This is a genomic window from Vallitalea okinawensis, assembly GCF_002964605.1.
Lineage (GTDB): Bacteria > Bacillota > Clostridia > Lachnospirales > PQDH01 > Vallitalea_A > Vallitalea_A okinawensis.
In genome coordinates this window covers 757,485-782,470 of record NZ_PQDH01000001.1, presented here as the reverse complement: position 1 = coordinate 782,470, position 24,986 = coordinate 757,485, and the positions used below count along the sequence as shown (strand labels likewise).

The window sequence follows — 24,986 nt, the reverse complement described above, 5'->3', positions numbered from 1 at the left end:
TAATAAATAATTAAACAAACGAATGGGGGAAGTATAATGAAAAAAAAGTTGACAACAGTAATAAGCTTATGGATGTTTATGGTAATGGCAGTTGTAGGATGTACAAGTAACTCTGTTGACAATACTAATGCAGATGACTCTAATAGTAATCAATCAGTAAAGCAAGAAACAGAGCAAAAAGAGGATAATTTCAATAAAACTGGTTACCCAATTGTCAATGAAAAGGTTACTTTAAAAGTTTTAGGAACAGTTCAAGAAGGTTCTAGCGAAATCAATCCTATTCTTTATCAAGATCTTGAAGAAAAAACGAATGTGCACATTGAATGGGAAGCTGTTATTGAAGACGCATGGAAAGAGAAAAAGGGTCTGCTTTTTGCTAGTGGTGATTTACCAGACATCTTTATAGGAGCTGGTGTACTTAGTAATAGTGATGTGTTGAAATATGGTACTCAAGGGTTATTAGTTCCTATGGAGGGTTTAATCGATGAATATGGTTTAAATCTTACAAAAGTATTCGAAGAGCATCCTCAGGTTAAGTTGGCTTCGATAGCGCCAGATGGTCATATTTATGGAGGACCTTCATTTGATAGAGGGTTCCCGATAACAACTAGTGCTCCACTCTATATGAACAAAGAATGGTTAGATACGTTAAATTTAGAAGTACCAACAACAACAGAAGAATTTTATCATGTTCTAAAAGCCTTTAAAGAAAATGATCCAAATGGAAATGATAAATCAGATGAAATACCATTAACATTCAATAATAATAATATTTCTGATTTGTTTGGTTCCTTTGGTGTGGTTGATGATCATAAAACACATATAGCTGTAAATGATGGTAAAGTAGTTTATACGGCAGTATTGTCAGAATACAAAGAAGCGATAACGTACTTCAACAGGTTATTTCAAGAAGGGTTAATTGATCCAGAAGCGTTTACTCAAGATGGTTCTGTGCTAAAAGGTAAAACTAAAGGGGAAGAGAGAATTATTGGTGCATTTCAAAGTTGGAGAAGTACTGGTTGGAGAAGATCAGAAGAAGATAACGATTATGTAGCAATATCACCACTTGCTGGACCAAATGGCGATCAGTTATGGCCACTTATGGGAAGTAAGGTGGCAAGAGGAGGAGGAGTAATTACATCACAATGTGAGGTACCTGAGATAGCAATGAGATGGATTGATGCATTATATGAACCAGATTTTGCTGTCCAAGCGAGTTTACAGTATTACATTGGTGTTCATATGGAGAAGAATGATGATGACACACTTAGTATTACAAAAATTCCTGAACGAGGAAACAAGGAAGATGATAAGTACTTTCCTTGGAATGGACATAGAGTATTCGTTATGACTAAAAGTAATGGTGATAGATTTATTGACAAACCAGCACACATCATAGAAAAGCAAGAACTTGATCAATTATATAATGCTTATTATCCAGAAGAAACTTATCCGGATGTGTTCTTTACATTAGAGGAGAATGAAAGAATATCACAGTTATCAGCAGATATAAATACTTATGCTAATGAAAATTATGCAAGATGGATGATGGAAGGCGGTATAGATGAGGAATGGGATGATTATGTTGAAAAACTCTATGATATGGGGTTAGATGAATATATCAAAATCTATCAATCAGCGCTAGATAGATATAACTCATCTAAATAAATTACTTTAATAGCCAGTATTTATGCTGGCTATTAAATATTCGATATATAGATGTAAATGAGAGCAATATTAAATATACAAGGAGTGATGATATGGAATTCATTAAAAATGTGATAAATGAACCGGTTAATAATGTGCAACGCTTTTTAGATTTTAAAATAAATAAGCAAGATTTTATTAATGAAATGGATTTTATAATAAGTAAGATAGAAGAAATGAGTGAAGAGTTTTCAGATGATGTATTTCCATCAGCTGTAACAATGAAAAATAAATATTCGCAAGAATTTAATGGTGGTGGATGGACTCAAGGTTTTTGGAGTGGAATGATTTGGCTTGCTTATGAATGGACTGATGATGAAAAGTATAAAAAGATAGGTGAAAGCCATGTACAGAGTTTCAAAAAAAGATTAGATGGAAGACTTGGAATTGATCATCATGATTTAGGGTTTTTATATAGTTTATCATGCGTTGCACCTTATAAAATTAATGGTAATGAAGAAGCAAAAAAAGTTGCTATAGGTGCTGCGGATTACTTGAGTAGAAGGTATGTTAAATCTATAGGTATTATCGATAGGGGAAAAAGACCTGGTATTATTCCAGATGATGAATCTCAATTCATTATTGATTGTAGCATGAATGTGCATTTATTGTTTTGGGCAAGTGAAGTTACAGGAAATCCTAAATATTATCAGATGGCATATGAACACATGAAGCAGGCAGCAGAGCATGCTCTTAGAGAAGATGCTTCAACATTTCAAGAAGTGAATTTTAATAAAAATACAGGGAAAGTAGTTGCTAAAACAGTAGGTCAAGGGTATAGCGATACATCTAGTTGGGCTAGGGGGCAAGCATGGGCTATCTATGGGTTTGCACTGACTTATGGCTATACAAAAGATAAAGGAATGCTTGAAATTGCTAGAAAAATGGCCAATTATTATCTCAATAGACTTCCTGATGACGATATATGTGGATGGGATTTAGTATTTACAGAAAATGATTGCCAAAGGGACACTTCAGCTGCTACTCCAGCTATATGTGGATTGCTAGAGTTATCTAAGCACCTTCCAGTATCAGATTCAGATAAAATGATTTACGAAAAAGCAGCTTTAAAGATGTTAAAAACACTCTCAAAACATTATACTACCAAAAAAATACCTCATTCAAATGGAATTCTACTTCATGGTGTATATGCTTACAAAAGAAACACAAATATAGATGATCTTTGTATTTGGGGAGATTACTTTTATACTGAAGCGTTAATGAGAGTCCTTAAAGTCTGGAATAAATATTGGTAGTAAAGTATACAGATATAAAAGTGTTCAAGGATGGTATCCTTGAACACTTTTACCAAATATCTTCAATTAATTCCCGAAGAATCTTAACAGCTTTTCTTGGTTTATCTTTTTCACCTGAAAGTGTATAAATATCCCTGAAGATGATTTCAAGGTGACATCCCTTTGCAGCATTCAATGTATGACTGATATGTTCTTTGAATTCAACTTCATCAAATTGACCTACGCCAATAAAATTCGGGCTAGGTTTTCTTGAATAGATTATATTTTCTCCTTTAAGAGCATTTCCCATGAATTCTTCATTGCACCAAGGGGAAACAGACACTTTTCGAAGGTTAGGAAGTTTACTAATATAATCATCCCATATATCATGAACGGGTTCACAGCATCCATAGTAAACTAAGCCGAATTCCTTTGCTAAGTCACGGTAATAGGGGAAAATAAATTCACCATACATACTGGAAGAGATACCGACCGATTCTTGAGAATTCATATTAACCCAAATATCTTTAGTTGTTACAAGTTGGGTCTTGTCAAAATCATTAGATGGCAATTCATTAGTAAAACCATAACTACCAGCACCTGCATAATCATTCTTATTATTGAGGCTGAGTAAACCTTCTTTTTCTTGCCACTTTATAAAGTTCAAAATATCATTTTTTATAAATTCATATAATTGATGTAGCTCTTCAGGATAATCCATCATGGCATACATCATATTCTCAAGCCCCATGAGATCAACAATCATCCTTGATGGGACTACATGCCACTTAAGCTTATCGTTTTTGAGTTTTACGGGCAGTATATCACCAATAACTTCTTCAACAAAAGACTTCCAAGCATAAGTATACTCTCTATCCACATGATATGTTGAATGCTTCAGTTGTGGTAGATCGACAGGTAAGTTTTTAATTGGATGTTCTTGTGTAAAGCCTACTTCTCTTCCAGTAGCATCAACAGCATACTGCTTCCTGATATTGAAGTCAAATTCATTAATATGTATTTTCGAATAGACAGTATAATAATTTGGAACAACTTTATCATCATCAATAAGTTCATGGTTAATGATTGGTATTAGCAAATTTTTTTCGATTTCAATAGCTGCTTTTGAATGGCATTTGAAAGCAGGTAGTAGATCTCGCTTAAAAGTATCCATTTCCATAACAATGACTGGCCGTTCTCCTTTTAAACCATTATGAGCATACCAGAGCTTCTTTCTCTCATCCATTATGGAAAGATTAGCATACTCTAACTGCTTTTTTGCAAGTTCTCTTAAATAATGTCGTTCTTCTTGAGTAATAGAAAAGGTTGTATTCATCCTTATTCCCCCTTATTATCAATTGCTTTGAAATAAATATATTGATATACTTATATTGAGTGTAAAGTCTTTAAGATTAAATAACAATGGAGTATATTGACTTAAAATATAAATATATTGATGAAGTATTTGTGAGGTGTTTGATTTGGGGGAAAAAGTGTCTTTTAAACATATATCCAGTGAATTATCAGGAGGAATGGTACCGTGTGTACAAGCGGTAGGGAAATATATTTGTGACAACTCCTATGTTATTAAACGAAAAAAATATAATAGTATACTAGTTATATTTACTACTGATGGCCAAGGGTGCCTAAAATATAAGAATCAGAAATATACAACGAGAAAAGGAGAAGGATTCATTATCAATTGTAATGAACCTCATGTCTACTTTACTGGAGAAACGGGTGAATGGAAGTTTCAATGGGTTCATTTTAAAGGGGAACAAAGCTTTAATCAGGTTAATTATATTCTTGATCATCACGGTCCATTTTATAGAGATGAAGTCAATGGCCTAATTAATAAGAAAATTAGGTTAATGATAGATATTGCTGCAAATAAAGGTGTCTATTACGACATATTATTATCGGGATACTTAAATGACATAATGACACATTTAATGTTAAAAACCATCGAACAAAATTCAAAGAATATCATTATACCTCCTATTGTACTGAATGCAATAGATATGATTGAATCCCATTATGCCAACACCATAGGATTAGATGCTCTTGCGAAGAAATTATTTGTTAATAAATATTACCTCATACGAATATTCAAGAGGTATATGGGGATTACCCCTTATGAGTATTTAATAAAATATAGGCTGAACCAAGCCAAGTCCTTATTAGAAAGCTCAAGCTTATCAATTACAGAGATTGCTTTCAGCGTAGGTTTTAGTGATTCTAGTTATTTTATAAAGGTGTTTAAACAGCATGAGGATACGACACCTTTAAGTTACCGAAAATACTGGAGTAGTCTTCAGAATTGACATTGCCTTTAATTAACCAAAGATGCTTTTTTTAAAGCTATTAAACAATATCTGGTATAGAAAATGTCTCTTTTTTTATGTGTTATTAACGCGAGAAAATGTCCCTTTTATTCTAGTTGGGTCACATTTATTCCATATAGCATCAAATTCCGTGAAAAAAGTTACCGAAGAAGCCTGTAAGAAAAAAAGATGTCCACAGATGCATACAAAAAAATATCTAATAAATATTATACTTGATTTTACTCAAAAATTTGTGATAATATAAATTATATGATTCGTGCAACATATGTCTTACGAGATTAATATGGAGTGCCGCAATTAGTTAAACTATTGTGGCACTCCATTTTTTGTTTTCTAAGCAATCGTTCGCTTGCTTCATAATAACAAATATCAAATAAGGAGGAATATTATGTATTCAGAAAATGAAAAATGGAGTTCAGAACATGATTGGGGGGATGATTCTTGGCTTGACCAAGATTTTAAATTGAGATCACTTTTACTCTTCACTATCCCGACAGTTTTATTAATGATGTTTTCATCTCTTTACTCTGCAGTAGATGGATATTTTGTTGCAAATTTTATTAATGAAAATGCATTTGCATCTATAAACCTTGTATTTCCTTGGACTTCTTTCGTTATTGCAATTGGGTTAATGATTGGAACTGGTGGGTGTGCAATTCTATCCAGACAGATGGGGGAAGGAAATGCAGAACTTGCTGGCCGTAATCTGAGTTTGATTACTCTATTCACAATTGCTGTTGGGTTAGTTTTAATATTTGTTGGTACAGTCTTTACAGAACAAATAATTGGCTTTTTTGGCGCAACAGACATACTTGCGCCTTATGCATCAACATATCTTAGAACATTAGCACCTTTTGCCCCTTTGTTATTGTTACTCCTTTCGTCGCAAATGTTTTTCATCGCTGATGGTAGACCATATTTTGGTTTTATGATCGGTATAGTAGGTGGTGTCACAAATATGATTTTGGATTTTGTCTTTATTGCAAAGATGAATATGGGTGTGGCAGGAGCTGCATTTGCAACAGGTATAGGCTATACTATTCCTTCAATAACATTTTTGTTGTATTTTGCAAGAACTAAAAAGAAAAATTTACGCTTTATGCTTCCTAAATGGAATATAAAAGTCTTAATACAATCATGCTTTTTTGGATCATCTCAAATGGTAACCGGATTAGCTGGAACAATTACCACTTTTTTATTTAACATTATTATATTAGGAATATCAGGTGAGATGGGTGTAGCGGCTGTAGGTGTTATTATGTATGCACAGTATCTTTTCCAATCAGCATTTTTAGGGTTTTCGCAAGGTGTTTCACCTATAATAAGCTTTAATTATGGAGCGAATAAACCAAAACGTCTAAGAACAGTAATTAAGCTAAGTTTGCTGATTAATCTTACATGGGGTGTTGTAATTTATATTCTCACTCTTTTAGGGTCGGATTTCATAGTTTGTATGTATCTAACGGAAGGAAGTGCAGCATATGACCTTACATTATCAGGGTTAAGATTATTCGCACTTTCTTTTTTACCACAGGGGATAAATATTTTTGCATCAGCATTATTTACTGCATTATCTAATGGAAAGGTGGCAGCTATAGTGTCTTTTATAAGAACCCTATTTCTTATCGTGCTTTTTGTACTTATATTCCCACGCATCATTGGAGAAAATGGTATTTGGTTATCGGTGCCATTTGCAGAAGCAGTAACAATTTTTGTATCAATATTTGTTATAAGCAGATATAGAATAATGTACAAATATTAAGGATAAATGGGAGTGTTGGGATAAAACAGGGAGTGTTGATGATCTGAACCTTCAACTTGAGCATGAAAATGAGCTTGTGAAAATCCTGCATTTTTGAGCATACTAGAAAGAGAGGAGTATGAGATTTGGATCTGATACCTCTCAGCTAATATGCCTTTGAAATGAAGGAAGTTGACCTTTTGAAATTGTTGTGAAGAGCGTATTCCAAGGATGATTTCATTTTTCAACAAATCTATTAATGATCTTATATGTTAATTGTTTTTTTGACAATGTAATCATTCCTTTTATCATATTTAGAGTGTCATCAAAAGTGACATTTTCTAAAATTAATCTTAAGGTGACATTATCACAAGTTAACAACACACGATTTATCGTTACGTTGAGGGTTTTGCTCATCAATGCTATACTAATAGTAATCAATAATAATCCTGTATGGAAATCTGTTCATTTAAACATAGATAATGAGGGATAGCGATGAGTATACTAAGAAACATTATAGTTAAGCCAAATAAAGAAAGAACATTAAATGCAATGGAATGTTATGTAGATAGCTCTATTTATCATGAGGTAAGCAATCGATATGATGAAATTCTGCCTCAAGTAATGAAAGCTATTGAGCCTATTATCGCTTATCAACTTAATGAGAACAACAATAAAGAGAGGTTAGGTAACATATTTAACTATTGTACCTCCCTTGTTTCTATAGTTGTTACCTTAGGTCATAAGGTATGCGAATTAAGTTCAGAGGCGATGGAAAATGATCATTACCTTGAAGGTTTCATGATTGATGCTATTTTGGATGATCTCACCTTCAGTTTAGAAAATAAGGCTTATGAGACAATTAAGCTGGATTTTGAAAAAAGAGGTCTACACTTGACAAGAAGATTATATCCTGGTGATGGTGAAATCCCTCTAGAATATCAAGAAATTCTCTTAAAAGAAGTTGATCCACAACAACAGTTAAACATGTGTGTAACAACTGGTTTTATGCTTAATCCTGCTAAAGCTTTGTCTTTTGTATGTGGAGTTAATGAAGAAATATTACCTTCAGATATAGATAGCGGTCATAATTGTATAGAATGCCAGCATGCTATGAAGTGTAAATGGAGAAATAAAAGTATCGAATTAACTGTTATAGATGACAAAAACCATTATAAGATTCCTGTATATTGTCATACAAACCTCTTAGATATACTTAGCGAGAACAATATTCTTATACCCTCACCTTGTGGTGGGAATGGTACTTGTGGTAAATGTACCATTAAACTTATTAAGGGAAGATTAACACCTTCAGATATAGATCTAACGTTTTTTACTCAAAATCAGATCAAAGAAGGCTATCGATTAGCCTGTGGAGCTGTTATTGAAGAAAGTTGTACTGTAGAGTTAATAAATCCATATGATCAAATGGATGTACTGGAGGATTATGACCGAGAGTTAATACTTCCTAAAGTTTTGAGAGAGAGTAGTGACAGTAGGGAAGATAAGTCTAACCTTGGTATAGCTATTGATATTGGTACAACAACAATAGCTATACAGCTAATCTATTTAAAGACTGGCGAAATCCTTAACAGTTATTCATGTTTGAATTCTCAATCCAAGTATGGAGCGGATGTCATTAGTAGAATTCAAAATGCCAATAGTGGATACTTAACAGAGTTAAGTGTGCTCATTAAGAAGGATATATTAAAGGGAATAGAGGAGCTACTTCAAAATGAAGAGAGTGAAAAAGTAAGACATATTACTATTGTCGGAAATACCACTATGTTCCATCTATTATTAGGATTATCCTGTGACACATTAGGAATTTTCCCTTTTGAACCTGTTACTGTGGAATTGATGGAGTATGATTTTCAGCAATTACTTGGTACCAATTTGCTTCATTGCGATGTAACTCTATTACCAGGTATATCAACCTTTGTAGGTGCTGATATTATTTCTGGTATATATTATAGTGATCTCAATAAGCAAGAGTCTATCAGTTTATTTATTGATATTGGTACGAATGGAGAAATGGCAATAGGGAATCATCATAAGATTATTGCTTCAGCGACAGCGGCCGGACCAGCTTTTGAAGGAGGGAATATCTCCAGCGGAGTTGGAAGTGTACCTGGTGCTATCAGAAATATAAAATATACCCATCCCTATTTCAATTTCGGAACCATCGCCGATGACCCACCTATTGGATTATGCGGTAGTGGTATCTTAGATTTTATGGCTGAGGGATTAAATCATGGATGGATTGATTCGACAGGAGCATTGCAAGCCCCATTCGATGGGGATGAAGTTTGTATTGGTGGAGATACCATAACAGTAACACAAAAAGATATTCGAGAAATACAGTTAGCAAAAGCGGCGATAAGGGCTGGTATTGAATCATTGATTAAAGAGTATGAATGCTGTTACGATGATATACAGCATGTCTTTCTAGCAGGAGGTTTTGGCGTTAATCTGAATGTGGATAGTGCTGTTAAAATAGGTCTTATCCCAAAGGCGTTACAAAATAGAATAAAGAGTATTGGCAATTCGGCATTAGGCGGAGCTGTTAAGTACCTTTTAGATCATAAAGGTAAAGAAAATACGTTGAAGATTGTGAGCCATACTAGAAGTATCGTATTGTCAGATATTCATGGATTCAATGAATTATTTATGGAGCAAATGTTTTTTGACCAGGAGTAATAAGAAAGAATTAAATAAATTAAATGAAAAGATATTAAAATAAAAGCTATTGTTATTGTACAATAGTTTTTTTATATCAGAAAAAATTATAACTTACTATAACGACTGATTCTATAGGCTTTTTAATTTTGTCACTATTGAATATTGACATAAATCATTTTCTTTATCTTTCAATATAGCTGGCGATATTATACAATTAAATTACACTTAAGTGATATAGAGTTAATCGATTTTTTAAAGGCATTTATGCCGAAAGTATAATTATACTATTGAATTGTAGAAGGGAAGGATACAGTTATGAAACTAAGTCCAAGACTGAAAATCATATTAGCAATACTCATCAATCAATTTGATTATATTACAATCAATACTATTGCAAATGAAATGGGACTTAGCTCAAGAACTGTACTAAGAGAAATCGAAAAGGGTGGAGATTGGTTAAGTTCTCAAGGTGTAGAACTGGATAAGAGAAAGAGTAAAGGGATACGAATCATAGCTGATGAAGATAAGAGAAAAGCAATTAAGAAATTACTAATGGCAGAAGAAACCCCTTACATATATACACCTTGGGAAAGACAGGTAATTGCTACAAGTCAGTTACTTAGTAATCAAGAGCCTGTAAAGTTATATAGTTTTACAAGAATATTTGACGTAACTGAAGGCACTATTAGTCACGATTTAGATAAAGTTGAAAAATGGTTAGGTAAATACGAGATGGAGTTAATTAGGAAACCAGGATTAGGTATTTATCTCCATAGTAAAGAAAAAGAGATTAGAAGTGCTATCGTTCATTTATTTAATGAAATTTACAAGGAATCTCATTTACTTTATATGATTAAAAACCACACTTTCCAAGAAAACAAGAAAACCAGTACAAAAATTAATAATACTCTACTCGAATTGATTGCCACTGAAAGCTTGGCTTCTATAGAAGAGCTAATTAGAAGTATTGAGGAAAGTATGGGATATAAGTATGCAGATAATGCTTATATTGGGTTAATAATGCGCATAGCAATTACGCTTCATAGGGTAAAAAAACAATCATTTATTCAATTAGACCCTCAAATTAATGAAGAAATATCAAAAACAAAGATTTATTATTTCGTTGAAGACTGGAGTAAAAATCTACCTATAAAACATAAAATTCACATTAGTCAAGAAGATATATCTTATATTTCCATGCATATTATTGGTGCAAAAGTACGTGATACATTATTTGATAACAAAATTTCAATGATCGAAGACTATAAACTCATTAAGCTGGCTAAAAAGATCATACAGATAGCTGAGGTTGAAACAAAAAGTTATCTTGAGGATGATGAAAAACTTCTTATCGGATTAGTCAGACACTTAGGACCTGCAATTAAAAGGATAAAAATGAACTTAGAAATACAAAATTCACTATTAGATGAAATTAAAGTGAGTTATCCTGAATTGTTTAGGGCTACTGCCAAGAGCGTGAAGGTCATGGAAGAGCAGATGAATATAATTGTTCCGGAGGCTGAGATAGCATACATAGCTACGCACATTGGAGCTGCTATGCATCACCAATCATCTGCGAAGAAAAAAAAGTATTTAGTAGCAGTTGCATGCCCCAATGGCATAGGGGCGTCTAAATTATTAGCGTCTGAAATTGAGAATGAATTTCCTGATATCAAAATCGTTAGTACTATTTCGGCCATCGATATTAACGAAGATATACTTAAAGAGATGCGGATCGATTTTATCATATCCACAATTCCTATCGAAAGAATATCAGAGCGAGTAATTGTCGTTAACTACATCCTATCGAAAGAAGACAAAATGAACATTAGAGGTTTTAAGAATAGTTACTTGAAAAGAAACTATTATCCTAAAAAGAGAAAGTCGATTAATTTGAAAGATAAATTAACCTTATTAGCTATTTATAGTAAAAGTATTATACAAATATTCAATCATTTTTTATTGATGGATGATGTAGAGGTTTCTGATATTCAGGATTTGATTAGAAAAGTAAGTCAGAGGATTGTAAAAACAGAAGAAAAGCAGCGACAGTTGGCTCTTGACTTTAGAGACAGAGAGGAAAAAGGCGCTACTCTTTTAGGTGAAAAGGGTATGATGCTTCTACATTGCCGCTCATCGGTAGTAGAAGAAATTTATTTTATTGTTTTTAGAACAAAGAAGTTGATTGAAGTACTCAACAAGTCTAAGTTAAAATCCAATGTTAATGTGATTATCGTTATGGTAGCGCCAGTAGCCGGCAATAATCAAGCTCTTGAAGTGTTAAGTGAAATAAGTAAGATGATTATATCAAGTGAAAACTTTGCTAAAAGTATAAAGGATGGGGTACAAGAAGAGATCTATACTGAATTATCAGATATTCTAGATAATTTCTACCAGGACAAAACGCAGCTTTAGTCCATTAGAGATAGTAGAATTAAAAGGGGGAAGTATAATGGCAAATACTGTTATAAAGAATTCAAATCCAATAGTACAACAAAGAATCCAAAAGTTTGGACGATTTTTAAGTGGCATGGTTATGCCGAATATAGGAGCTTTTATTGCATGGGGATTAATTACAGCTTTGTTCATACCAACAGGGTGGTTACCAAATGAAAACCTTTCAGCTTTAGTAGGACCAATGATTATCAACCTACTGCCATTACTCATTGGTTATACAGGGGGTAAGATGGTTGCAGGTACAAGGGGAGGCGTCATTGGGGCTATAGCGACAATGGGTGTCATCGTAGGTGCAGATATTCCAATGTTTATTGGTGCAATGATTATGGGGCCAATAGGTGGTTATGTAATCAAGAAATTTGATGAACTTGTAGAAGAAAAAATTCCAACAGGTTTTGAGATGCTCATTAACAACTTCTCAGCAGGTATTCTAGGTATGGTGCTAGCCTTAGTGGCTTATTTAGGTATCGGACCAGTGGTAGCAGGTTTAAGCAATGCATTAGGAGCTGGAGTAGAAGCTATTGTTAGTGCAGGATTATTACCAGTATCCTCAATCTTTATTGAACCAGCTAAAATTCTGTTTCTAAATAATGCCATCAATCATGGTGTATTGTCACCATTAGGTATTGAGCAAGCAGCAGAAGTAGGGAAGTCAATCTTTTTCTTATTAGAAACAAACCCAGGACCAGGACTTGGCATATTATTAGCCTACTGGGTATTCTCCAAGGGCATGATCAAACAATCAGCACCAGGTGCAATTATCATCCATTTCTTAGGTGGGATACATGAAATCTATTTTCCATATGTATTAATGCAGCCTATCTTGTTATTAGCTGTTATAGCAGGTGGAGCAAGTGGTGTTTTAACGTTCAGTATACTGGGAGCAGGACTAGTGGCAACGCCATCACCAGGAAGTATTTTCGCTTTAATAGCCATGGCACCAAAAGGAGGCTTATTACCTGTATTAGCAGGTGTAGTGATATCGACAGTAGTAACTTTCTTTGTAGCAGCACCTTTTATCAAAAAAACAGCAAACAAAGTTGAAGAAGATCAATTTGAAGAAGCTAAGAAGAAAATGATTGATTTAAAAGGTAAGAAATCCAGTGTTGTCAAAACAACAGTAAGTAAAATCATTGTTGCATGTGATGCAGGAATGGGGTCAAGTGCCATGGGAGCTAGTAAGCTAAGAAGTAAAATCAAAAATGCAGGCTTAACCATTCAGGTTAAAAATACGGCTATTGAAGATATACCAAGTGATGCAGATATTGTTATTACCCATGAAAAACTGACCCAAAGAGCAGAGGAAGTAGCTCCAAATGCCTGGCACATATCTATCGATGATTTTGTAAGCACAAGTGCTTATGACATGTTAGTTAAACAACTGTTATCGCATCCATCTTCATCCGTGACTCATGAAGAAGAAATCAATGAAAATACAATTCTAAAAAGAGAAAACATTAAGGTTGGTTTAGCTAGTGTTCCTAAAGAAGAAGCAATTAAAATGGTTGGGCAGTTATTAGTGAATTCTGGATATGTTGAAAAAGAATATATTGATGCTATGTTGAAAAGAGAAGAAGAATTAACAACATATATTGGGAGTGGTACAGCTATACCACATGGTATAAGTGATGCTAAGAAAAATATTCATAAGACTGGTATTGCAATTATGCAATTTCCAGATGGAATAGAGTTTGGTGACGAAAAAGGTTATTTGATTATTGGTATTGCTGGTGTTGGGAATGAACATCTTTTAATACTATCGAATTTAGCAGAGGTATTAGATGATCAAGAGAGATTGAAAGAATTATGGACTACAAAAGATATTGATTTTCTCTATAAACAATTTACAAAGCAATAAAAGATAAAATCTAAATCAAGTTAATTATTCTCAATGCTAAGATATTTGAAAGGTCTTTGGGAAGGAGCTAAGACATGATCTATACAGTAACGTTGAATCCAGCTCTAGATAAAACGATTATAGTCAATAACTTTGAAATAAATAATGTTAATCGTGTCCAAAAAATAAGAGAAGACGCTGGTGGAAAAGGTATTAATGTTTCAAAAATGATTAGTAATTTAGGAGGTAAGAATATAGCTATAGGGGCTCTTGCAGGGAGTATAGGTAACGTTATAAGACAGCAATTAGCAGAATTAGATATACAATGCGACTTCCTTGAGATAGATGGGAATACTCGGACGAATATAAAAGTCGTAGACTTACTCGGAGACACCTATACAGATATTAACGAGCAAGGTACAAATATTTCTACTGAAGAACTAAAGCTAATTGAAGAAAAACTTTTCAAACAAATTAATGAGGGCGATATTCTTGTATTAGCAGGAAGTGTGCCTGAAAGTGTGGATTCTGATATATATGCAAAGTGGATAAGAAAGGCTAAACAGAAGGGTATAAGAACTATATTAGATGGAGATGGCGAGTTATTAGAAAAGGCAATAGAAGAAGGACCATATCTGATCAAACCCAATATTCACGAATTTGAAAGACTATTTAAAACGGAGTTTTATAGTGAGGAAGAGGTCATTAAGCAAGCAGAAAAATTATTTCAATACGGTGTAGAAATTATTGTGATTTCAAGAGGAGAAAAAGGTGCCATTCTATTAACAATAGACAAAAATATCGTTGTTGATGCTATAAAAGGAGATGTTAAAAGTACGGCAGGTGCAGGTGATTCTATGGTTGGGGCATTAGCTTATGCCACAGATAAAAATTACTCTTTAGAAGATGCCATTGCATTGGCTGTGGCTTCAAGTACAGCAACGGTTCAGAATGAAGGGACTATGATGGGAAGTATAGATGAGATTAATGAATATAGAAAACAAGTTACTTATAGATATATATGAGAGCTCATTAAAGCAAATTACTTTGGAGGGAGACAATCATGAAAACGAAAGCTGTAAGATTATATGGTACCAATAACTTGAAATTAGAGGAATTTGAGTTACCCGAAATAAAAGAAGATGAAATTTTAGCACATGTTATTTCTAATAGTATCTGCATGTCAACTTATAAAGCTGTTGTTCAAGGAGCAAAGCATAAAAGAGTGCCAAAGAATATTGCTACTCATCCAACAATAATGGGGCATGAGTTCGCAGGGATAATAGTAAAAGTAGGGGATAAATGGAAAAATGCATTCCAAGAAGGACAAAAATTTGCCATTCAACCTGCTTTAAATTATAAAGGAAGCCCTTATGCACCAGGATATTCTTATGAATTTTTTGGTGGCAACGCTACATACATGATTATTCCAAATGAAGTAATGGAGTTAGGTTACTTACTGGATTATCAAGGTGAAGCTTTCTATGAAGCATCATTAGCAGAGCCTATGTCATGTGTAATAGGTGGTTTCCATGCTAATTATCATACCGTTACAGGCAAATATATACACAATATGGGGATTGTAGAGGGTGGTAAAATGGCATTGTTAGCTGGAGTTGGACCCATGGGGCTAGGAGCTATAGATTATGCCTTACACTGTGACAGAAGACCATCACTTTTGGTGGTTACTGATATTGATGAAGAGAGAATTAAACGAGCTCAATCTTTATTCACAGTTGAAGAAGCTGCTAAATGTGGTGTTAAGTTAATCTATGTCAATACAAAGAATGTAAAGAATGTAACAGCATACTTAAATGAACTAAGTGGAGGAACTGGTTATGATGATGTATTTGTCTATGCCCCTGTTCGTTCAGTCATTGAAGGTGCAGATAAAATATTGGGGAGAGATGGTTGCTTAAATTTTTTTGCTGGTCCTACAGATACTCAATTCTCTGCTGAAGTGAACTTTTATAATATCCACTATACACCTACCCATATCATGGGTTCCACTGGTGGTAATGATGATGATATGAGAGAATCATTAGAAATGTCAGCAGAAGGATTAATTAATCCAGCAGTAATGATTACTCACATAGGTGGTATGGATAGTGTTATTGACACAGTTAAAAACCTACCCAGCATTCCAGGTGGGAAGAAATTAATATATACCAATATAAATATGGAGTTGACTGCAATTTCTGATTTTTCTGAGAAAGGAAAGGGCGATCCGGTTTTTGCACAGTTGGCTAAAATTATCGATAAACACAATGGTCTATGGTCAGCAGAAGCAGAAAAATATTTATTAAATCATATAACACATTGATAGTGAAATGAAAGGGAGATCGGATTATGAAAACAGATAAGGCGGTTCTAGTAAATGAAGAAGGGTTGCATGCTCGACCAGCGAATGTTTTTACTCAAATTGCTAAGAATTTTTCATCAGATATAACTGTTCTAAAAAATAGTGATGAAACGAAAAAATATAACCCGAAAAGCATTTTATCCATTATGTCAATGGCTGCTATGAAAGGCGATGAATTGACAATAGTTGCAGAAGGAGAAGATGAAGATCAAGCTGTAGTCGGTTTAATTGATTGTGTAAAAAGGGGTTTTACTAAATAAAGTTATGACCATATCTAGTTCAAGGACATAGCATTAAAAAAGAGTATCCAACAGAGGGTACTCTTTTCTTGTTGAACCTAATGCACGTAAAACAACTAAGATATCCTCTAAATTTGTTTGTCATTCATAGCTTTTTAGTACTATTTTTTTGCACTTCAACATATTTTATAGTATAATATTATATATAAAAGAAATACTATGATATATGAAAGTAGGGTGAGCATGCAGGAGATTTTTAACTTTAAGAAAACTCGAAATCGATTTTTTATAAGTTTTTTAAGTAGAGGTTTTATCATTAATTTAACCACTTTAAGTTCAGTTTTTATGACCAGTTATGTTTTGTTTCTAGGTCTGGAAGAGTGGCAAATTGGTGTCTTAGCATCGATTATGGGGTTAACAGGGATTTTACAAATTTTTGCCCCTAATATCTTTAACCATTTTCAAAGCAGAAAGAAAGCAATCTTTTTATTTAAAGTCATACAATATATAAGCATTTATCTATTAATTATTGTACCTAAGTTGCTAACAGGCGAATTTCAATACTATAGTATGGTGTTGATTCTATTTGCTTTTTATTCTTTTCATGCTATCAATGAAATAGGCTTTCTTGAATGGAATAATAAATTTGTCCCATTAGAGAATAAGAGTGAATATTTTTCAACTCGTAATCTGTTAAATAACTTAATTGGTATGACATCTCCATTTATTCTTGGAAAAGTATTGGATTATTTTGGTGGTGAGTATAATACTTATTTAATTATATTCTTGATTTATCTTATATTTGTAATGGTTGATATGATTAATATTTACTTTCTAGAAGATATGCCGCTATCAGTAGAGCATAAAAGTAAGATGCCTATAATGGAGCAGATAAAAATCGTCTTTCGAGATAAAAACTATATGACCTTTATTAAATTCAATTTGATTTGGACTTTCGCACTTTTTTTTGGAAATGCATATTATTCCTACTATGCTGTTAAGTATCAAGGGTTGAATTTAGGTTTTATCGGTACAATAGGTAGTATTACAGCGTTTATAAAAATGTTAACGGCAAGAAAGTGCGGACGTAAGGTTGACCAGTATGGATGGAAAAAAATATTAATTTATGCTGGTATAGGGTTTGGGTTAACAAATTTGCTATGGTTTTTTGTTGGAATTAGTCCAATGATTATCTACCCAATCATTATATTTCTTAAGGGATTGTTTATGATTACCGCCAATATAGCTAAATTTCAGGCTAACTTGATGCTTGGTAAAGAAGAATATCGAATCATCTATTTATCTGTTAACGGTTGTATTATGGGCGTGGCTAATTTCATTAGTAGTAATGTAGTCAGTAAAATTATAAGTGTAAAAGATAATAAATTAATTGACCAACTTGCCAGTGTTCTTCATGTAGATTATTATTTGATTATTTTTATGTTATCTGGATTATTACATATTATTGCTATTCTCTATTTTAATAGAAGGTTGAAAAATTTAGCTATATAATACAAAAAGTACAACTGTTTTGGTATAATAGAAAAAATAATAAAGTTTAAGGAATGATGAGAATGGAAAAAAGTCCAGCTCCAGCGCTTTCAAAGGGGCTTCATATTATAGATCTAGTTGCAAAAGAAGAAACACTGAGTTTTGGTCAACTTCAAAAATTAACAGGTTATAATGTGAGTAGTTTAAATCGATATATAAAGGTACTATTGGAATCAGGATATCTTTCCAGAACCAAAGACCAAAAATACATGATTGGTATGAAATCAGTTATCTTATCCAAATCCAATACACTATGGAGGAGTCTTGTTAATCGCTCAAAGAAAGTACTTGAATATATTAGTGAGAAATATGAGGTAACAGTCCTAGTTATTGGGTACGGCGAAAACAGTTATACAGCACTTAATAAAATAGCCCATAAGGATAATTTAACTATGATGGAAATAGGGCATACTGAAAAAGACATATTGACACATGCACCTTGGGGTATCCCCTATTTAGCTTACAATGATGAAAGTACAAAAAGTAATATTCTTGCCCAATTAGAAGAAGAGAAAAGAGTAGAAATAAATGAGATGCTTAATGAAATAGAAGATCAAGGCTATCTAACCTATAAGAGCAATTCTCATTCAGAAATCTTAAGGATTGCAGTTCCCTTAGTGGACCGTAGTGGACAACTTATTGGTGTACTAGGTATGGGAACTTTCTATAGTAAATTTCATAAGGACACCTTTGATACTTTAATTAGAGATATGCTTAATGGTGTTGAAGAAATAGTTGGATAAATATTAAAGTGAATTAAGTTATACTAGAAAGCCGTTGCATATGCATGGCTTTTTTTAATGCAAGCAAAACAACCAAAAACATCCTTCAAAAATTTGTTTGTCATTCACAGCTTTTTCACCAGAACAATTAAATGTCCATATTCATAAGCTTTATATATAATCAAAAATAAATAATTTGTTAGCCTTAGCTAATATATAGTCAAAATTAGGATTTAATAGATAAGCAACAGGAGACTGGGGGAGGATATGGATTGAGTGAAGCAATGCATCTTGTGAAATTAAGCGATGTACCCATTGGGAAACTTGTTAAAGTTAGGTTCTTAAAGAATAATGGACTGAATAGAAGAAGGATGATGGATTTAGGTATTATTCCTGAAGCTACAGTACTGGTGTCACGGAGAAGTCCATTAGGAGACCCAAAAGCATATATCGTTCGAGGAGCTGAAATAGCTTTGAGAAAAGAAGAGGCGAGTCAAATCATAGTTGAGAGACTTTAGGGGGGAGCTTATGTCTTGTAACGGATGTAAAGGTTGTGACAATCATAAAAGGTTCCATAGTTTTAATGTTAAATTACATACCAAGGAAGAAATAGTAATTGCCCTTGCAGGTAATCCTAATGTGGGGAAAAGTACTGTGTTCAATCAATTAACTGGGCTTAAGCAACATACTGGCAATTGGCCTGGTAAAACTGTTCAAAATGCTAGAGGAAGTTTTCGTTATAAAGATCGTAAGTTTGTACTCATGGATTTGCCTGGTACTTACTCCTTATTAGCCAATTCGGTGGAAGAACAGGTAGCTAGAGATTTTATATGTTTTGGAAAGCCAAAAGCTACTGTTGTAGTAGTAGATGCAACATGTCTAGAGAGAAATTTAAACTTGGTACTACAAGTTATGGAAATTACAGATCGTGTAGTTGTCTGTTTAAATCTAATGGATGAAGCAAAGAAAAAGCATATTGATATCGATATTCCTGCATTGGAAAAAGAATTAGGTGTACCTATTGTGCCCACATCTGCTAGGAGCGGCGATGGTTTAGAGCTCCTTTTACAAAAGGTCTATGATGTAGCACTAGGTATCGAGAAATCAACACCATTAAAGGTTCATTATTCTGAAGATGTTGAAAGAGTTGTTAACAAGTTGGTTCCTTATATTGATCGCTTATTGCAAGGGAGGCTAGATTCAAAATGGGTAGCCTTACGATTAATAGATGGTGATCAGACAATATTGGATTCTATCTATCAATATATATACTGCGATGAAAGTAGAGGGGAGTGTGGTTATGACGGACTATAAGGGTCTGTTAGACCTTTCAAGTGAATTGACGATTGAAGACCTTGAGGTACGGGATCATATCGTTAAGGATATCTATGCACAAGCTGAAAAAATATCTTCTGTAGTTGTACGACAAAAGCAATATAAAAAAAGAATAATAGAAAAAATAGATGATGTCATAACATCAACGGTCTGGGGATACCCTATCATGATAGCATTACTAGCGCTTGTATTATGGATTACAATTGCTGGAGCTAATGTGCCATCAGCATTATTAGCTGAAGGATTCGGGTGGCTAGAGGGTCAATTAACAGTAGCTTTTACAGCGTTGAATGCACCTGAGTGGTTACATGGCATATTGGTATTAGGTATGTTCCGAACTGCAGGGTGGGTTATATCAGTTATGCTACCTCCAATGGCTATTTTCTTTCCTTTATTTACACTACTTGAAGATTTGGGTTACTTGCCTAGAGTGGCATTTAACTTAGATAAACTTTTTAAAAAATCAGGTGCACATGGTAAACAATCTCTTACTATGTGTATGGGGTTTGGTTGTAATGCAGCTGGAGTAATATCCAGTAGAATTATTGATTCACCTCGCGAAAGATTAATAGCTATCATAACAAATAACTTTGTTCCTTGTAATGGCCGATTTCCAACGTTAATAGCGATTGCAACAATTTTTGTAGGCGGTGCAGTGGCTTCAGCCTATAGTTCGATTGTAGCTACTTTATTTGTGACAGGATTGATCATTTTTGGGATTTTTATAACATTAATTGTCTCAAAATATTTAACGAAGACAATGCTTAAGGGCGTCCCATCTACGTTTACTTTGGAACTACCGCCCTTTAGAAGACCGCAACTGGGTAGGGTTATCTATACATCATTAATTGATAGGACCATTTTTGTGTTAGGTAGGGCTGTAGTAATAGCAGTCCCAGCTGGAGTGATTACATGGTTGTTAGCGAATATTACAATTGGCGATGTAAGTATACTTAATCATGCAGCTGGATTTTTAGATCCATTTGCAATCATGATTGGTTTAGATGGACTTATATTGATGGCTTTTATATTGGGGCTACCAGCTAATGAAATTGTCATTCCAATATTGATCATGAGTTATATGGCGACAGGATCTATGCTGGAATTAGATAGTCTTGCAGAAATGCAACAACTCTTTGTAAATAATGGATGGACCATGTTAACCGCTCTCAATGTCATGCTATTTTCTTTATTGCATTTTCCTTGTGGTACGACACTCTATACCATTAAGAAGGAAACTGGTAGTATAAAATGGACTTTGGTGTCCTTTCTATTGCCAACAATTATAGCAATTGTAGTATGTTTTATAACAACACAATTTTATAATTTGTTCATGCTACTTTTCTAAAAGAAATGCGTATAATAAATAGTGTTCAAGGCCTTTTAATAAATCTCTGATAAAGTATTCATTTACTTTATCTATTTTTTTGTCCTTTCTTGAACTCTTGATAAGCTTCTAGAATTTTTGGACTTTTATTAAAAAAGCCACATAGACATTCAAAGGATTGGATTGTTGATGGGCTTAAGTAATGTTCACAAGCTTCCGCCTCAATCATTTGGTCACAATCCGGGTTAATCATTAATATAAACTCTCTTAGGATATTGTTGCGATTAACAAGCCTTTTACCTTCTAGTCGACCTTTTTCCGTTAGTTTTATACCCTTATATTTTTCATAAATAATATAGCCTTCAATTTCTAACTTCTTTAAACCTTTTACAACTGATGGAGGAGAGACGCTTAACTTATCAGCAATATCTCGTATTCTAATTTTTTCATCTTCTAAGGAAAAGTTATAGATCTCTTCTAAATAATCCTCAAGGCTTGGTGTAAGCATAATAAAACCTTCTTTCATTTATCTAAATAGCTGAAATTTTATTAATTAAACTTCAGGATGAAGAGTTTCATTCTTATAATAGTATATGTCATTTGAATGTGGACATAGAAGTGTATCATGTTTCCGTAGTTAAGAATGTGGTATTATTCAACCAAAGAAATTGACAAACTAAACTTTTCGATACTTTGTGAGTAAGGTGTCAGATACCTTACTTTTTTTCTTCCATTAAATAACATCATAAATTCTTAATATATTAATAAATAGATGTTGACATTTTAATCGTAATATCATAATATATAAATATAAAGAACTCTAAATTGAATTGACAAGTATTTAACAAATATATTGAATCAATGATAAATTGATGGGAGGGTATAATAATGAGTAAAAAGGTCTTAATCGTTGGTGGTGTAGCAGGTGGAGCAAGTACAGCTGCTAGATTACGTAGAATGGATGAAAAAGTAGAGATTATTCTTTTTGAGCGCGGTAAATATATTTCATATGCTAACTGTGGTTTACCTTATTATATTGGAGGTGCCATTGAAGAAAGAAGCAACTTATTGCTACAAACACCTGAGGGCATGGGTGAAAAATTCAATATGGAAGTCCGTGTTGAAAACGAGGTTCTTAGCGTTGATAAGGATAATAAAAAAGTTAAGGTGAAAAATCTTAAGACAGGCGAAGAATATGATGAAAGCTATGATGTTTTAGTCTTATCACCAGGTTCTTCACCACTTAAACCGCCTATTCCAGGTATTGATTTACCTAATGTTTTTAGTTTATGGACGGTTCCAGATACAGATAAAATTAAATCTTACGTTGACCAAAAGCAGCCTAAGAGAGCAGTTGTTGTAGGTGGCGGATTTATCGGTATTGAAATGGCTGAGAATTTACATGATAGAGGTTTACATGTTTCTATAGTAGAGATGGCAGACCAAATTATGAATAACTTAGATTATGATATGGCTCAACTCGTTCATGCTCATGTAGCTTCTAAAGGTGTTAATTTACACTTAGGCAATGGTGTGAAACAATTTGAGCAAAAAGGTGATGTTACTATTGTTCACCTCCAAAATGGCGAACAAATCGAAACAGATATGGTAATCTTATCAATTGGTGTAAAACCTAATGGTCAATTAGCTAGTGATGCTGGCTTAGACGTTAATCAACGTGGAGGTATCATCGTCAATGAATACCTACAAACTTCAGATGAAAATATATATGCTTTAGGAGATGCGATAGAAGTTGTTGACTTTATTAATCACCGAAAAGCTATGATTCCTTTAGCTGGACCTGCTAATAAGCAAGGGCGTATTGTTGCTAATAATATATGTGGACGTCAAGAGAAGTATAAAGGAACTCAAGGTTCAGCCATTGCTAAAGTATTTGATTTAGCAGTAGCTTCAACAGGTAACAGTGAGAAAGTACTAGGGAAAATCGATAAGAATTATGGTAAGAATTATCGAGTGACTTATGTACACCCTAATTCACATGCTGGGTATTATCCAGGTGGAGTACCAATGACAATCAAATTAATTTTTGATATGGAAGGTAAAGTTCTAGGATCACAAATAGTAGGGTATGATGGTGTTGATAAACGTATTGATGTAATCGCTGCTTCTATCCGTTTTGGTGGAACAGTTTATGATCTAGAAGAATTAGAATTAGCTTATGCGCCACCTTTCTCATCAGCAAAGGATCCAGTCAACATGGCAGGTTTTACAGCTGAAAATATCTTAAGTGGTGTTGTAGAGCCTATGCTAGTAAGGGAACTAGAAGAAGCTAATAGAGATGACATTGTTGTATTAGATGTAAGAGAACCAATTGAAAGAGATATGGGCTTCATTGATGGTTCAATCAATATACCACTCAATGACTTACGTAAACAACTTAACCAGCTTCCAAAAGATAAAACAATCGTTGTATATTGTGCAGTTGGTATTCGTGCCTATATTGGTGCTAGAATTTTAATGCAAAACGGCTATAAAGCTAAAAATTTATTAGGTGGTTATCGCTATTACAGTGTTGTGACAAAGGATTATAATACATCTGATATCACACCTCCCAGGCAAGGCATAAAAGAAGAGAAGACAGAAAAAGTGGAAGTGAAAAGTATGAATACTATCAAACTCAATGCTTGTGGACTTCAATGTCCGGGACCTATTATGCAAGTGTATAACAAGATTAATGATATGAATGAAGGTGAAGTATTAGAAGTTACAGCTACTGATCCTGGTTTTCCAGTTGACGTAAAAACATGGTGTGAAAAAACAAATAATACTTTTATTCGTTCAGAGAAATGTAAAGATCACTTTGTTGTTTATCTTAAAAAAGGACCTGACTGTTGCAAAGAAATTGAAGGTATGACTTGTGATGTTAACGGTAAAGATGGAAGCTCAATGGTAGTTTTCAGTGGTGATTTAGATAAAGCCATTGCAAGTTTCATTATTGCAAATGGAGCAGCAGCTATGGGTAAGCCAGTAACCATGTTCTTTACATTCTGGGGATTAAATGTTCTTAGAAAAGATGAAAAGGTGAAAGTAAGCAAATCTATCATCGAGAAGATGTTTGGAAAAATGATGCCTAGAGGAAGTAAGAAACTTGGTATTTCACGCATGAACATGGCAGGTATGGGGTCAATAATGATCAAAAAAGTTATGAAAGATAAGAATGTTGACTCTCTTGAAGATCTTATCGCTTTAGCTAAGAAAAATGGTGTACGTATCGTAGCATGTACAATGTCAATGGATGTAATGGGACTTAAAAAAGAAGAATTGATGGATGGCATTGAATATGCAGGCGTAGCTTCCTATCTTGGGGCAGCAGACGATGCCAATGTTAATCTATTTATCTAAAAAATAATATATATATGTGGAAAGAAATGATATCGGTCAAAAGGGCTAATACTAAAGATAAAATAGTATTGGTCCTTTTTAAA

18 protein-coding genes are annotated in these 24,986 nt (G+C 33.6%); 16 read left to right on the top strand and 2 right to left on the bottom strand.

Translation table 11 applies throughout. From position 1 onward, the window contains the following. The first annotated feature begins 36 nt into the window (after positions 1–36). Both C1Y58_RS03620 and C1Y58_RS03615 read left to right on the top strand, forming a co-directional pair. On the top strand, positions 37–1,668 hold the full coding sequence (locus tag C1Y58_RS03620) for an extracellular solute-binding protein (protein WP_105614610.1): 1,632 nt from the start codon (positions 37–39) through the stop codon (positions 1,666–1,668). Positions 1,669–1,760: 92 nt separating this feature from the next. Beyond that, on the top strand, positions 1,761–2,963 hold the full coding sequence (locus C1Y58_RS03615; RefSeq protein WP_105614609.1) for a glycoside hydrolase family 88 protein: 1,203 nt from the start codon (positions 1,761–1,763) through the stop codon (positions 2,961–2,963). Positions 2,964–3,012: 49 nt separating this feature from the next. Here the strand turns inward: C1Y58_RS03615 and C1Y58_RS03610 are convergent, their stop codons facing one another. Then, positions 3,013–4,278 carry a uroporphyrinogen decarboxylase/cobalamine-independent methonine synthase family protein gene (locus tag C1Y58_RS03610; RefSeq protein ID WP_105614608.1) on the bottom strand — a complete coding sequence of 422 codons (1,266 nt, stop codon included), beginning with the start codon at positions 4,276–4,278 and terminating at the stop codon, positions 3,013–3,015. A 157-nt stretch (positions 4,279–4,435) separates the two neighbouring features. Between C1Y58_RS03610 and C1Y58_RS03605 the strand changes: the two genes are divergently transcribed. The 13 genes from C1Y58_RS03605 (at position 4,436) to C1Y58_RS27320 (ending at position 21,561) form a co-directional block, all read left to right on the top strand. Then, positions 4,436–5,266: an AraC family transcriptional regulator gene (locus tag C1Y58_RS03605; protein ID WP_105614607.1), complete on the top strand. Its 831-nt coding sequence runs from the start codon at positions 4,436–4,438 to the stop codon at positions 5,264–5,266. A 409-nt stretch (positions 5,267–5,675) separates the two neighbouring features. Next, positions 5,676–7,049 carry an MATE family efflux transporter gene (locus C1Y58_RS03600; protein WP_105614606.1) on the top strand — a complete coding sequence of 458 codons (1,374 nt, stop codon included), beginning with the start codon at positions 5,676–5,678 and terminating at the stop codon, positions 7,047–7,049. Between the two features lie 474 nt (positions 7,050–7,523). Further along, complete coding sequence (locus C1Y58_RS03595) at positions 7,524–9,728, top strand: ASKHA domain-containing protein (RefSeq protein WP_105614605.1); 2,205 nt, start codon at positions 7,524–7,526, stop codon at positions 9,726–9,728. Positions 9,729–10,025: 297 nt separating this feature from the next. Beyond that, on the top strand, positions 10,026–12,125 hold the full coding sequence (locus tag C1Y58_RS03590) for a BglG family transcription antiterminator (RefSeq protein WP_105614604.1): 2,100 nt from the start codon (positions 10,026–10,028) through the stop codon (positions 12,123–12,125). Positions 12,126–12,162: 37 nt separating this feature from the next. Further along, on the top strand, positions 12,163–14,025 hold the full coding sequence (locus tag C1Y58_RS03585; protein ID WP_105614603.1) for a PTS mannitol transporter subunit IICBA: 1,863 nt from the start codon (positions 12,163–12,165) through the stop codon (positions 14,023–14,025). A 74-nt stretch (positions 14,026–14,099) separates the two neighbouring features. After that, positions 14,100–15,029 (top strand): 1-phosphofructokinase, encoded by a 930-nt coding sequence (gene pfkB, locus C1Y58_RS03580; protein WP_105614602.1) that lies wholly within the window; start codon positions 14,100–14,102, stop codon positions 15,027–15,029. 38 nt (positions 15,030–15,067) lie between these two features. Then, on the top strand, positions 15,068–16,327 hold the full coding sequence (locus tag C1Y58_RS03575; protein WP_105614601.1) for a zinc-binding dehydrogenase: 1,260 nt from the start codon (positions 15,068–15,070) through the stop codon (positions 16,325–16,327). Positions 16,328–16,353: 26 nt separating this feature from the next. Then, a complete protein-coding gene (locus C1Y58_RS03570) occupies positions 16,354–16,626 on the top strand; it encodes an HPr family phosphocarrier protein (protein WP_105614600.1) in 273 nt (90 codons plus the stop codon). A gap of 222 nt (positions 16,627–16,848) precedes the next feature. Next, positions 16,849–18,117, top strand: coding sequence for an MFS transporter (locus C1Y58_RS03565; protein ID WP_105614599.1), 1,269 nt, complete (start codon positions 16,849–16,851; stop codon positions 18,115–18,117). Between the two features lie 62 nt (positions 18,118–18,179). Beyond that, positions 18,180–18,899 carry a helix-turn-helix domain-containing protein gene (locus C1Y58_RS03560; protein WP_157949931.1) on the top strand — a complete coding sequence of 240 codons (720 nt, stop codon included), beginning with the start codon at positions 18,180–18,182 and terminating at the stop codon, positions 18,897–18,899. A gap of 251 nt (positions 18,900–19,150) precedes the next feature. Further along, positions 19,151–19,396, top strand: coding sequence for a FeoA family protein (locus tag C1Y58_RS03555; protein WP_330404372.1), 246 nt, complete (start codon positions 19,151–19,153; stop codon positions 19,394–19,396). Between the two features lie 10 nt (positions 19,397–19,406). Next, positions 19,407–20,192, top strand: a complete 786-nt coding sequence (locus tag C1Y58_RS27325; protein ID WP_105614597.1) for a FeoB small GTPase domain-containing protein — start codon at positions 19,407–19,409, stop codon at positions 20,190–20,192. After that, positions 20,179–21,561 carry a nucleoside recognition domain-containing protein gene (locus C1Y58_RS27320; RefSeq protein WP_242985321.1) on the top strand — a complete coding sequence of 461 codons (1,383 nt, stop codon included), beginning with the start codon at positions 20,179–20,181 and terminating at the stop codon, positions 21,559–21,561. The genes C1Y58_RS27325 and C1Y58_RS27320 overlap by 14 nt, the downstream gene beginning before the upstream one ends. A gap of 67 nt (positions 21,562–21,628) precedes the next feature. On the opposite strand, the gene C1Y58_RS03540 is transcribed toward C1Y58_RS27320, so the two are convergent. After that, on the bottom strand, positions 21,629–22,048 hold the full coding sequence (locus C1Y58_RS03540; RefSeq protein WP_105614596.1) for a metal-dependent transcriptional regulator: 420 nt from the start codon (positions 22,046–22,048) through the stop codon (positions 21,629–21,631). A 380-nt stretch (positions 22,049–22,428) separates the two neighbouring features. Between C1Y58_RS03540 and C1Y58_RS03535 the strand changes: the two genes are divergently transcribed. After that, complete coding sequence (locus C1Y58_RS03535) at positions 22,429–24,903, top strand: FAD-dependent oxidoreductase (protein ID WP_105614595.1); 2,475 nt, start codon at positions 22,429–22,431, stop codon at positions 24,901–24,903. The last annotated feature ends 83 nt before the right edge of the window (positions 24,904–24,986 follow it).